Below are 12614 nucleotides of genomic sequence, written 5' to 3'. Positions count from 1 at the left end.
TTGCGGGTCAGGTCTTGCCCGGCGGCTTCGCGCAGCCTGTGATTGAAACTGTAACGTTGCCGGGGGTACGGCGTGTGTCATGCACCTGAACCACTCCGACCTCGAGATCCTGGTGGCGGACGACGAGGACTTCAGCCGGTCCATCGTCGTGCACATGCTGCGCAAGCTGGGCGTCACCCGCATCCGCCAGGCCGCCGACGGCGCCGACGCGCTGACCGCGCTGCGCTGCGTCGGGCGGGTCGACTGCCTGTTCCTCGACTTCCACATGCCCGGCCTGAACGGGCTCCAGGCGCTCAAGCGCATCCGCGACGGGTCGGCCGGGGCCGACCGCGCCACCCCCGTGGCGATGCTGACCGGACACAGCGACATGCGTCTGGTGACCACGGCCATGGCGCTCGACGTCAACGCCTTCCTCGGCAAGCCGACGTCGCTGGACGTGGTGGCGGATCGGCTGGACCGCCTGCTGACCCGCGACCGAACCGTGCGTTCCGCCGAGGTCTACGCCGACGTTCCGTTGCCGACGACCATCTTCCTGTCGGCCGACCGCACCCCGGCCCGGCGGGGCGCACCGCCGCCCCCGGCCCGCGGTGCCGCGGAGGCACCGGGCGGCGCGGGCGGCGTGCGGACGGTGCTGGACGACGTGCCCGCCAACGCCCGGCTGGCCCGTGCCGTGGACGGACCCGACGGCCACCTGCTGGTGCCCGCGGGAACCGTGCTCACGGCGCGCCTGCTGACCCATCTCAACGACCTGCGCCCGCTCTACGACGGGGTGGCCGAGCTGTGGATCGACGGGGCGGGCGCGCGGCCCTGATCCTGGAGCGCCGCGACCGCCCCGGCGACGGCGGCGAATCGTGCGGCCGCCCCGGCGGCGACGCCTCGCAGGCGGTGCACCGGCGCACCGCGCGCGTCGGCCTCCAGGTCGGCCAGCGTCGCCGCCAGCGCCCCGGCGGCGGCGTTGCCGGCGGCGCCCTTGGCGGCGTGGGCGGCAGCCTCCAGGGCGTCGCGGTCGCCGCTGTCCAGGGCGGCACGGACGCGCTCCAGCAGCGGCGGGAAGGTCGCGACGAAGACCTGCAGGATCTCGGCCATCTCCGCCCGGTCGGCACCGCCGAGGGCGGCCGCGAGGGCGGCGAGGTCGACCGGCGCGTCGCTCCCGTCCGCCGGCGCGTCGCTCCCGTCCGCCGGCGCGTCGCTCCCGTCCGCCGGCGCGTCGCCGGGCGGCAGCCACCGCGAGAGGGACGCGGCGAGGCGGTCGAGGGTGACCGGCTTGGTCAGGTGGTCGTCCATGCCTGCGTCGCGGCTCACCTGGACGTCCTCGGGCTGGGCGTGGGCGGTCAGGGCGACGATGGGGGTGCGGAGGCCACGCTCCGCCTCCCAGGCGCGCAGGCGCCGGGCGAAGGCGGGGCCGTCCAGGCCGGGCATGGCGCGGTCGACCAGGATCAGGGCGTAGTCGCCGGCGGTGGCGAGGCGGAACCCTTCGGCGCCGTCCGCGGCGAGCTCGCAGGCGAGGCCGAGGCGGTGGAGCTGGCGCCGGGCCATCGCCAGGTTCATCGGCGTGTCGTCGATGACCAGCACCGGCCGGCCGCCGCTGCGGTGGGCGAGGCTGGCGGGCGCCGCGGGCGCCGGCACCGCGGCGGGGGAGGGCGCGCCGCCCGCCCGTCCGGCCGCCGCGGCGACCGCGGCGACGATCTCGGTGGGCGGGCAGGGGGTGGCGATCGCCAGGGCGAATCCGCGGCGGTAGGCGGCACGCGCCAGCTCGGGCTCGTCCTCGGGCACGGTCAGCAGCAGGACCGAGGCCGTGCCGGCCAGCAGCTCGGCCACCACGAAGCGGTCGCCGTCGGGCAGATGGGCGTCCAGCACCACCACGTCGAACGACGCGCCGGCCGCCGTCGCCCGGCGCAGCGCGGCGATTCCGGTGAGCAGCCCGTCGGCGAGGGTGACCCGCGCGCCGGCCTCCTCGAGCAGCGGGGCGGCGTTCCGGTTGCCGTCGCCGCGCCCGCCATCCAATAGCAGGACGCCCAGGCCGTCCAGCCCGGGCCGGTCGTCGGCGGCGGGCCGGGCCTCATCGGGGGGAATGGCGGCGGGAATCTCGGCCGGGATGTCGGCCGGGATGTCGCACCAGAATGTGGCGCCCTTGCCGGGGGCGCCGTCGGCGGCGATGGTGCCGCCCATGAGGGCCACCAGCCGGCTGGCGATGGCCAGGCCGAGGCCGGAGCCTCCGTAGCGCCGGGCGGTGGCGCCGTTCTCCTGGACGAACGCGTCGAACAGGGTGGCGGCCGCGTCGGCGGCGAAGCCGGGTCCGGTGTCGGCCACGGCGAGGCGGAGCCACGGCCGTTGCGTGTCGCGCCAGACCCGGGTCAGCGAGACGGCGATGGTGCCGCGCCCGGTGAATTTCACGGCGTTGCCGACGAGGTTCATGGCGATCTGGCGCAGCCGCAGCGCGTCGCCGCGGATGGCGCGGGGGATGCCGGTGCCGACGTGGACCTGCAGGGCGACGCCGCGGCGCCGGGCCTCCGCGGCGAACAGCCCGGCGGTCTCCCGCACCAGCGCCGCCGGGTCGAGTTCGGCGATCTCCAGGGTGATGCGGTCGGACTCGATCTTGGAGAAGTCCAGCACGTCGCCGATGATGCGCAGCAGCGTCTGCGCCGCCGCCGTGGCCGACGCCACCAGCTCGTCGCGCTCGGCCGGGTCGTCGGCGTGGCGCAGCAGCTCCAGGCTGCCGATGACGCCGTGCAGCGGGGTGCGGATCTCGTGGCTCATCGCCGCCAGGAACGCGGATTTGGCGCGGTTGGCGGCGGTCGCCCGCACGCCGGCCGCGGCCAGCTGGCCGGCCCGCTCCCGGGTCAGGTCGACGACCGCCGACAGCAGCGCGATGCCCGTGCCGATGCCGATGTAGCGCCCGCCGTCGGTGACGATGAATCCGTTGGCCAGCGCCCGCGGGTGGTCGCCGGCGATGACCGCGCTGACCTCGTCCAGGCTGGTCGCGGCGTCGACGGCGAGGAACGCCGGCTCGGCCACCGCGGTGACGGGGCGCCGACGGTACAGCTCCGACTTGATGCGGTCGGCGAAGGTGGACAACAGACGCTCGCGCTCGACCACGCCCACCGGCCGCCCGCCGTCGTCGACGACGGCCAGGCACGGCAGGTCCGGGTGGGCCAGGAAGCGCTCCATCACGGCGCCGCAGGTGGTGGCCGCGGTGAGGCCGGGCACCGGAACGCGGATGTCGCGGGCACGGAACCGCGGTCGGTCGGCCTCCGCGCCCGCCGTCATGGCGGTCAGCGCTTCAGCGCGGTGGCGAGGATGGAGCGGGCGTCGATCTTGGCCAGCCCTTCGGCGAAGACCTTGGCCATGTCCGCCCCGGCGGCGTCCTTGCGGAAGGCGATGTGCAGCGTCTTGTCCTCCAGGATGGTCGGATTGAAGCGCAGCTCCGCGGCCTTGCCCTTGAGTTCCGGCGTCGTGCGCAGCAGGTCGTCCATCACGGCGCGGTCGATGACCGCCAGGTCGATGCGTCCGGCCAGCAGCTTCTTCAGGTTGGTGGCGTCGCTGTTGGCCGGGTCGGCGGCCAGGGTGCCGGCGGCGACCCGGGCATCGAAGGATTCGGTGTTGAGGTAGCCGTCGACCACGCCGATGCGCTTGTCCTTGAGGTCGTCGAGGGTCGACCAGGCCACCGGGGCGGCGGCGCGGTCGGCGAAGCCCAGCGGGCTGGAGCCCAGCGGCTCCGACAGGGTGAAGTCGGCGCGCACCGCGGCGCCGTCGTACTCCGGGAAATAGCCCTGGTGGGCGCCGCCCTCGCGCACCATCGCGACGGCCCGGTTCCACGGGAAGAAGTCCACCTCGACCCGGTATCCCATGGCGGCGAAGGCCGCCTCGACCACCGCCACCGCGGCGCCCTTCTCGGGCAGGGCCTCGCCGCTGAACGGCGGCCATTCCAGCGACGTGAGCTTGACCACCTTGTCGGCGGCGGCGGCCGGCAGGGCCACCGCGGACAGGGCGACGGCGACGAGGCCGGCCAGGGCGGCAAGGGTCGGGCGGATGGGCATGGAACCTCCTCGGACGGTGTGGCTGCGGACACTCATCCTAGGCGGCGGGCGTGTCAGGTCGGTGTCAGCCCGATGACGGACGGGGGACGGCTTCGTGACGTCCCGGCGACGCACCGGCCCGGGGGACACGAAACTGCAACGCAAGCGCCATTCGAGCGTCATCGCACTCGGCCATTGTGCGCGCCGACCGCACCCGTTGCAGAAGCCCTCCGCCCACCATGACCGCCGCCCATGCCATCGACCTGGAGACCGTGACGAAGCGCTGGGGAAGCGCCACCGCCGTCGACGCCGTCAGCCTGACGGCGCAGCCGGGGGAGATGCTGGTCCTGCTGGGGCCGTCGGGGTGCGGCAAGTCGACGACGCTGCGCCTGGTCGCCGGTCTGGAAACCCTGACCGAGGGGCGCGTCCTGATCGGTGGGGTGGACGTCTCCCGCCTGCCGCCCGCGCGCCGGCGGATTTCGATGGTGTTCCAGTCCTACGCCCTGTTCCCCCACCTCACGGTCGCCGACAACATCCTGTTCGGGCTGGAGGTGCGCAAGGTTCCCGCGGCGGAGCGGGCGGAGCGCCTGGCCTGGGCGGCCGACCTCCTGGGCCTGGGGGCGCTGCTGGCGCGCCGGCCCTCCCAGCTCTCGGGCGGCCAGCAGCAGCGCGTGGCGCTGGGTCGCGCCATCGTCGCCAAGGCGCCGGTGTGCCTGATGGACGAGCCGCTGTCGAACCTCGACGCCCAGCTTCGCCACGAGATGCGGCGCGAGATCCGCGCGCTCCAGCTCCGCCTCGGCATCACCATGGTGTACGTCACCCATGACCAGACCGAGGCCATGAGCATGGCCGACCGGGTGGTGCTGATGAACGGCGGGCGGGTCGAGCAGGCCGGCGCGCCGGAGGAGCTGTACGCGCGCCCCGCGTCGGTGTTCGCCGCCCGCTTCATCGGCACGCCCCCCATGAACGTGTTCGAGCTGCCGCAATGCCCCGGCGTGCGCCTGGGCGTCCGCCCGGAGGACGTGAGCCTCGACGCCAGCCCCGGCCTGCCGGCCACCGTCGTCGACACCGACTACCACGGTGCCGACACGGTGGTGATGTGCCGGCTGGCGGGCGACGGCCCGACCCTGGCCGTGCGCGCGTCGGGCCGCGCCGCGGCCCCCGCCGGCACCGCGGTGCGCCTGGGCTGGGCGCCCGAATCCGTGCACGTCTTCGACGCCGCCACCGGCCGTCGCCGTCCCGACGAGGACGCCCTGCGCCGTGCGGCCACACCCTGACCGGAACACCCTGACCGGATCATCAACGAGCGAGGACACGAGAGATGCGCAAGTCCTGGATGGCGGCGGCGATGACCGCCGGGCTGGTGACGGCGGCGCTGCCGGCCGCGGCCGACACGACGCTCAGCTTCTACTACCCCGTGGCGGTCGGCGGCCCGATCACCAAGATCATCGACGGCTACGTCGCCGATTTCGAGACGGCGAATCCCGGGATCGACGTGAAGCCGATCTACACCGGCTCCTACCAGGACACCATCGCCAAGGTGATGACCGCCCTGAAGGGCGGGGACGCCCCCCAGGTCGCGGTTGTGCTGTCCACCGACATGCACACGCTGATCGACGAGGATGCGATCGTCGCCTACGAGGATCTCGTGAAGTCGGCGGACGACAAGGCCTTCCTGGACGCCTTCTACCCGGCGTTCATGGAGAACAGCCGCACCGCCGGCAAGACCTGGGGCATCCCCTTCCAGCGCTCCACCATCGTCGCCTACTGGAACAAGGACGCCTTCAAGGAGGCCGGCCTCGACCCGGACAGGGCGCCGCAGACCTGGGACGAGATGACCGCCATGGCGGCCAAGCTGACCAAGCGCGACGCGTCGGGCAACGTCAGCCGCTGGGGCGTGCAGATCCCGTCGTCGGGCTTCCCCTACTGGCTGTTCCAGGCGCTGACCACGCAGAACGACGTGCGCCTGATGAACGACGCGGGCACCGAGACCAACTATGACGATCCCGCGGCGATCGAGGCCCTGCAGTACTGGGTCGACCTGTCGGCCAAGCACAAGGTGCACCCGCCGGGCATCGTCGAGTGGGGCACCACGCCCAAGGACTTCTTCGAGGGCAAGGTGGCCATGATGTGGACCACCACCGGCAACCTGACCAACGTGCGCAAGAACGCGCCCTTCGCCTTCGGCGTCGCCATGCTGCCGGAGATGAAGCGCCGTGGCAGCCCGACCGGCGGCGGCAACCTCTACGTCTTCAAGAGCGCCACGCCCGAGCAGCGCGACGCCGCGCTGGCCTTCGTGAAGTGGATGACCACGCCGGAGCGCGCCGCCCAGTGGGGCATCGACACCGGCTATGTCGCGGTCCGTCCGGACGCCTGGGAGACGCCCGCCATGACGGCGTACGTCGCCGATTTCCCGGCGGCGGCCGTGGCCCGCGACCAGCTCCCCTACGCCTGGGCCGAGCTGTCGACCCACGACAACCAGCGGGTCACCAAGGCCCTGAACGACGGCCTCCAGGCGGCGCTGACCGGCGCCAAGACGCCGCAGGCCGCCCTGCAGGACGCCCAGGCCGAGGCCGAGCGCATCCTCAAGGCCTACCGCTAACCGAGCCGTTCCGGCGTGGGCCCGCGCTCCCGTCTCCCGCCGGCCGCGGGGGAGGCGGGGCGGGGGCCCGGCCTTCCCCCCGCCGCTCCCGGTCCCATGCCCCACCGCATTCTCGCCCAGGTCTATGGCTGGCTGCTGCTGCTTCCCGCGGCGGTGCTTCTGGTGGCCTTCACCCATTATCCGGCGCTGGCCACCCTGTGGCATTCCCTGCACACCACGCCGCGCGGCGGGCGGCCGGCGCGCTTCGTCGGCCTGGACCAGTACGCCACCATGGCCGACGATCCGGTGTTCTGGCAGAGCCTGGCCAACAACGCGGTGTTCGCCCTGGGCACGGTGCCGCTGTCCATCGCGCTGGCCCTGGTGATGGCGCTGTGGGTCAACGGGCGGCTGTGCGGACGCACGGCGCTGCGGGTGGCGTACTTCACGCCCACGGTGCTGCCCATGATCGCCGTGGCCAACATCTGGCTGTTCTTCTACACGCCGGGCTACGGCCTCCTGGACCAGATCGGCGGCCTGTTCGGCCTGCCCGACCGCAACTGGCTGGGCAACCGCGACACCGCCCTGCCGGCGCTGATGGCGGTGACGGTGTGGAAGGAGGCGGGGTTCTTCATGATCTTCTACCTCGCCGCCCTGCAGGCGATCCCACCGGCGCTGCGCGAGGCCGGCGCGCTGGAGGGCGCGGGGCGCTGGACCTTCTTCCGCCGCGTGACCTTCCCGCTGCTGATGCCGACCACCCTGTTCGTGCTGGTCAACGCGGTGGTCAACGCGTTCCGCCTGGTCGACCACGTCATCGTCATGACCCGCGGCGGGCCCGACAACGCCACCGCGCTGCTCCTCTTCTACGTCTACGAGGTGGGGTTCCGCTATTGGGACAGCGCCTACGCCGCGGCGCTGACCGCGGTGCTGCTGGTGATCCTCGTCGTGTTCGCCATCGGCCAGTTCCTTTTCCTCGACCGCAAGGTGCACTACCGATGACCGACCGCCTGGCGACCGTGGCGGGGACTGTGCTGGAGACGGCGGCGGCCTGGCTGCTGGGGCTGCTGTGGGTGCTGCCGCTGCTCTACGCGGTGTGGACGGCGTTCCACCCCGGTGCCTATTCCGTGCGCTTCGAGCCATTGGCGCCGCTGACCTTGGAGAACTTCGCCCGGGCCTGGGAGGCGGCGCCCTTCGCCCGCTACCTCCTCAACACCTTCATCCTGGTCACGGCGATCCTGATCGGCCAGTTCGTGCTGTGCACCCTGGCCGCCTACGCCTTCGCACGCTTCGCGTTTGCCGGCCGCGACGTGGCCTTCGCCCTGGTGCTGGTCCAGCTCATGATCATGCCCGACGTCATGGTGGTGGAGAACTACCGCACCATGCACGCCCTCGGGCTGGTCGACACCATCGCCGCCGTCGGCCTGCCCTACATGGCCTCGGCCTTCGGGATCTTCCTGCTGCGGCAGACCTTCAAGACCGTCCCGCGCGAGTTGGACGACGCGGCGCGCGTGGAAGGGGCCGGCCCCCTCACCGTGCTGTGGCGGGTGTACGTTCCTCTTGCCCGCCCGGTGTACGTTGCCTATGGCCTGGTGTCGGTGAGCCACCACTGGAACAACTTCCTGTGGCCGCTCATCGTCACCAACTCGGTGGAGACGCGGCCCCTGACGGTGGGGCTGTCGGTCTTCGCCTCGACCGACCAGGGCATCGACTGGTCCGTGATCACCGCGGCGACGCTGATGACCTCGGCCCCGCTGCTGCTCGCCTTCCTGCTGTTCCAGCGCCAGTTCGTGCAGAGCTTCATGCGCGCCGGCATCCGCTAGGCGGCTTCGCTCTCCGCCGCGGCGGCCGCGGCTTCGCCGGGAGGCACGAAGCGCACGAGCACGCCCTTGTGGGGCAGCGGCAGGTGCTGCTCCGGCGACAGCAGGGTCGCGGAGCCGTCGGCCACCACCGCCAGGTTCCAGCCCTCCGCGTCGGAGCGCGGCGCGTGGCCGGTGAACGGCACGACCTCGAAACGCCAGCCCTCGCCGAGGCGGCGGTCCAAGGTGTCGTGGTGGAGGGTGGCGGCACCCAGCACCTTGCCCCGCCATTCCCGGCTGGCGGTCTCGCCCGTCTCGATGCCGCCCGAGGTCGGCGCGATCTGGTGCACCTGCTCATGCCCCAGCTCCGGCGCGAAGCGGGTGCAGACCAGGGCGTTGTAGGCGTCGTCGCGGGTCGTCGCCAGCACCTGGTCGACCTCCAGGAGGTCCAGCTCCTCGGTGTCGTGCTCCGACAGAACCTCGCCGGCGAAGGTCCGCAGGCGCTGCCGCCGCGCCGGGCCGAGCGCCGCCCAGGAGCGGTCGGCGACCATCACCGTCACCCCCTGGTCGCGCAGGGTGGCGGCCAGGGCGACGCTCCAGGCCGAGGCGCCGACGATCATCATCCCCGCGTGCTTGCCCGCGGCCAGGCCGAGGCCGCGGGCCAGCGGCCCGACGCTCAGCCCGTGCAGCACGACGGTCGACGCGATCACCGCGAACACCATGGGCAGGATCAGCTCCGCGTCGGGATAGCCCTGCTCGGCGAGGTCGGACGAGGCGATGCCGGCGATCGCGGCGGCGACGATGCCGCGCGGCGCCACCCAGGCGACCAACAGGCGCTCGCGCCACGGCATGCGGTCGCCCACGGTGGACAGCAGGATGGCGGCCGGGCGGACCGCGAACAGGATGACCGCGGTGGCGGCGGCGATGGGCCAGGACAGCTCGCCGAACACGGCGGGGTCGAGATCGGCGGCCAGCACGATGAACAGGCCGGAGACCAGGAAGACGGTCAGCGATTCCTTGAAGCGCCGCAGCTCCGTCAGGCCGACCAGGCCGATGTTGCCGAGGACCACGCCGAACACCGTGGTGCCGATCAGTCCGGCCTCCGACTGCAGGGCGTTGGCCGCGGTGTAGATGCCGAGCACGCAGGCCAGCAGGATCGGCGTCTTGAGGATCTCCGGGGCGTGGCCGCGGTGGAAGGCCCAGCGGATCGCAAAGGGCACGCCGGTGCCGAGCGCCAGCGCCAGCAGCGTCCCCTCCGCGACGTCCCAGCCCAACACCACCGCCGCGCGCTCGCCGCTCATGCTGCCCGACAGCAGCAGGAACTCCAGCACCAGCACCGCCAGGACCGCGCCGATCGGGTCGTTGACGATGCCTTCCCACTTGAGGTAGGCGGCCGGACGGGGGTGCAGCCGGGCCTGGCGCAGCAGCGGGATGATGACGGTCGGCCCGGTCACCACCAGGATGGCGCCGAACAGCGTCGCCACCGGCCAGGCCAGGCCGGCGACGTAGTGGCCGGTCAGCGTGCCGAGCAGCCAGCTCAGCGGCAGGGCGACGGCGATCAGGCGCAGCACCCCGGTGCCGGCGGCCCGCAACTCGCTGAGATTGAGGTTGAGGCCGCCTTCGAACACCACGATGGCCACGGCCAGGCCGATGAGCGGTCGCATCAGCGCGCCGAAGCTGTCGGACGGGTCGAGCAGGCCGAGGCCCGGCCCGGCGAGCACGCCGACCGCCAGCAGCACGACGATGGCGGGCATGCCGGTCTTCCACGCCAGCCACTGGGCGGCGACGCCGGACACCGCGATCAGCGCGACGAGGGTGACGATGTGATGTTCCATGGACGCACTGGAACGCGCGCGGGCGCGCCGGGTTCCCTGGAGCACGGCGGCGTGCCCCGTGGCCGGCCCTTTGCCGGTCCGTCACGGGATCGTCATGGAACACGCGGCCACGCTTCCGGTTGAGTCTTCGCACCGTTCGGGAGTCGGCTTTGGAGGAGCATGGGCATGTCTGAAGACCGCACCGCGTCGCCCGCCGCGGCCGGGGGCCACACCGCGCCGGGCGCCGCAGACGCGCCGATCCTGGTGCCGGGCGACACCTGCTGGCGCATCGCCCGGGCCGACCGGGTCGCCCTGATCGTCGACGCCGCCGATTATTTCGCCGCCGCCAAGCAGGCGATGCGGGCGGCGCGGCACCGATTGATGATGGTCGGCTGGGATTTCGACCTGCGCATCCGCCTGGAGCCCGACAACCCCGCCGCCAGCCAGCCCGACACCCTCGGCCGCTTCATCCAGGACCTGGTGCAGAACCGCCCGGGGCTGCGCGCCTACATGCTGAAATGGGACATGGCGATGCTGAAGACCATCGCCCGGGAGTTCCTCCCGCTGCTGGCGATGAAGCTGCTCACCTTCAGCCGCATCCATTTCCGCCTGGACAGCGAGCACCCGATCGACGCCTGCCACCATCAGAAGATCATGGTGATCGACGAGGGGCTGGCGTTCTGCGGCGGCATCGACATGACCCGCGACCGCTGGGACACCCGCGACCACCGGGAGGACGACCCCTGCCGCTGCGAGCCGGACGGCACGCCGTACGGCCCGTTCCACGATGTCGCCGCCATGGTCGACGGCGAGGCGGCGCAGGCGTTGGGGGAGATGGCCCGCTGGCGCTGGCGGCGGGCCGGCGGGCGCCGGCTTCCAGCGCTTCCGCCGCGCGCCGTGCCCTGGCCGGAGGGGGTGCCGGTGGCCCTGCGCGACGTCGACGTGGCGATCGCCCGGACCCTGCCGGACTATGACGGCCACCCGCTGGTCAACGAGATCGAGCGGCTCTACGTGGCGGCCCTGTCCGCGGCGCGCCGCACCATCTACCTGGAGAGCCAGTACCTCTCGTCGCGCGCCATCTCCGCGGTGCTGGAACGGCGCCTCGGCGAGACCGACGGGCCGGAGGTGGTGGTCATCAACCCGCAGCACGCCGAAGGCTGGCTGGAGCGGTGGAGCATGGACGCCGGGCGCAGCCAGGTGGTGCAGGCGCTGCGCCGCGCCGACCGGCATGACCGCTTCCGCATCTACTACCCCGTGAACGCCGCCGGCACGCCCATCTATGTGCACGCCAAGGTCATGGCCATCGACGACCGGCTCCTGCGGCTCGGCTCCTCCAACCTCAACAACCGCTCCATGGGCTTCGACACGGAGTGCGACGTGGCCGTCGACGCCGCCGGCCAGCGGGACGAGGCGGCGGTGCGCCGCGCCATCGTGGCCTTCCGCAACCGCCTGCTGGGCGAACACCTGGACGTCGACGCCGACGCGTTGGCGGCCGCGCTCGAGGACAAGGGGTCGCTGATCGCCACCATCGAGGGGTTCCGGCGCGACCGCGGGCGCAGCCTGCGCCCCGTGGAGGTCCGGGAGCTGGGCGACTGCGAGGAGGCGATTCTCGACCTGCACCTCTTCAACCCGGAGAGCCAGGCGCGCCGCGAACGGCGCATCGCCCACGCCTTGAAGAAGACGGCCACCCGCTACTACCCCCTGGCCATCGGCGTGGCGCTGGGCGCGGGGGTGGGGCTGTGGATGCGGCGGCGGCGGCGCTGACCGGCCGGCGCCGTCAGCCGGCGCGTCGGCCGATCACGCCGGCCAGGGCGTCATAGAGGTTGGGCGGGCTGAAGGGCTTCTGCAGGGCGGGAGCGGCGGCGAAGCGCTGGTCGATGTCGGCGGCGCCGTAGCCGGTGGTGAACACGAAGGGCACGCCGCGCTCGGCCAGGCGCTCGGCGACGGGATAGATGGGCTCGCCGCCGACGTTGACGTCGAGAATCGCAGCGTCGAGGGCACTGGCGCCCGCGAGTTCGAGGGCCTGTGCGACGCTGGCGGCCGGGCCGACGACCTCGCAGCCGAGGTCGCCCAGCATGTCCTCCAGCATCATCGCGACCATCGCCTCGTCCTCGACCAGGAGGAGGCGCAGCCCGGACAGTTGTTCCTCGGCGGTCATGGCAACATCACCCTGTTGGAAATTGGCAGCCGCACGCGGCGCAACCGGCGCGGGCTGGAACGGACGAGGGCGACGACCCCACCGGGCGGGCGGCCCGGGGCGTCGTCGGGTGGGGAAAGGCCATGGGATGCGCCACCCAACGGGGGCGCGCCGGAACCCAGGCCCCGCGACCCCCGGCGTCGCCGCCGTGCCTTTCTCAGGCGATGTGGGGTGCCGAGGCGCACCGGACAACGGCCAAGTTCGTCATCTTCT

The 12614-nt window shown here is 72.9% G+C and carries 10 protein-coding genes; 6 read left to right on the top strand and 4 right to left on the bottom strand.

Going from position 1 to position 12614, the window contains the following annotated elements:
* Positions 1-79 precede the first annotated feature (79 nt).
* Positions 80-811, top strand: coding sequence for a response regulator (locus AC6H2I_RS19975; RefSeq protein WP_497502451.1), 732 nt, complete (start codon positions 80-82; stop codon positions 809-811).
* On the opposite strand, the gene AC6H2I_RS19970 is transcribed toward AC6H2I_RS19975, so the two are convergent.
* Together AC6H2I_RS19970 and AC6H2I_RS19965 are read right to left on the bottom strand one after the other, a co-directional pair.
* On the bottom strand, positions 760-3267 hold the full coding sequence (locus tag AC6H2I_RS19970) for a response regulator (RefSeq protein ID WP_497502450.1): 2508 nt from the start codon (positions 3265-3267) through the stop codon (positions 760-762). The genes AC6H2I_RS19975 and AC6H2I_RS19970 overlap by 52 nt on opposite strands.
* Positions 3268-3272: 5 nt before the next feature.
* Positions 3273-4037 carry a substrate-binding periplasmic protein gene (locus tag AC6H2I_RS19965; protein ID WP_497502449.1) on the bottom strand — a complete coding sequence of 255 codons (765 nt, stop codon included), beginning with the start codon at positions 4035-4037 and terminating at the stop codon, positions 3273-3275.
* 218 nt (positions 4038-4255) lie between these two features.
* On the opposite strand from AC6H2I_RS19965, the gene AC6H2I_RS19960 reads away from it, so the two are divergent.
* The 4 genes from AC6H2I_RS19960 (at position 4256) to AC6H2I_RS19945 (ending at position 8414) form a co-directional block, all read left to right on the top strand.
* A complete protein-coding gene (locus AC6H2I_RS19960; protein WP_497502448.1) occupies positions 4256-5293 on the top strand; it encodes an ABC transporter ATP-binding protein in 1038 nt (345 codons plus the stop codon).
* 44 nt (positions 5294-5337) lie between these two features.
* Entirely contained in the window at positions 5338-6618 is a 1281-nt protein-coding gene (locus AC6H2I_RS19955) for an ABC transporter substrate-binding protein (RefSeq protein WP_497502447.1), read from the top strand.
* A 96-nt stretch (positions 6619-6714) separates the two neighbouring features.
* Positions 6715-7593: a carbohydrate ABC transporter permease gene (locus AC6H2I_RS19950; protein WP_497502446.1), complete on the top strand. Its 879-nt coding sequence runs from the start codon at positions 6715-6717 to the stop codon at positions 7591-7593.
* Positions 7590-8414, top strand: coding sequence for a carbohydrate ABC transporter permease (locus AC6H2I_RS19945; protein ID WP_497502445.1), 825 nt, complete (start codon positions 7590-7592; stop codon positions 8412-8414). Before AC6H2I_RS19950 ends, AC6H2I_RS19945 begins: the two co-directional genes overlap by 4 nt.
* Here AC6H2I_RS19945 and AC6H2I_RS19940 read toward each other — a convergent pair.
* Entirely contained in the window at positions 8411-10225 is a 1815-nt protein-coding gene (locus AC6H2I_RS19940) for a cation:proton antiporter (protein WP_497502444.1), read from the bottom strand. The genes AC6H2I_RS19945 and AC6H2I_RS19940 overlap by 4 nt on opposite strands.
* A gap of 165 nt (positions 10226-10390) precedes the next feature.
* On the opposite strand from AC6H2I_RS19940, the gene AC6H2I_RS19935 reads away from it, so the two are divergent.
* A complete protein-coding gene (locus AC6H2I_RS19935; RefSeq protein ID WP_497502443.1) occupies positions 10391-11968 on the top strand; it encodes a phospholipase D-like domain-containing protein in 1578 nt (525 codons plus the stop codon).
* Between the two features lie 13 nt (positions 11969-11981).
* On the opposite strand, the gene AC6H2I_RS19930 is transcribed toward AC6H2I_RS19935, so the two are convergent.
* The gene (locus AC6H2I_RS19930; protein WP_497502442.1) at positions 11982-12362 is read right to left on the bottom strand and encodes a response regulator; all 381 of its coding nucleotides are present in this window, start codon (positions 12360-12362) and stop codon (positions 11982-11984) included.
* Positions 12363-12614 lie beyond the last annotated feature (252 nt).

This window comes from Azospirillum sp. NS33, from assembly GCF_059703765.1.
Note: the sequence above shows the minus strand (reverse complement) of the source record. Positions and strands in the feature narration are given on the sequence as shown.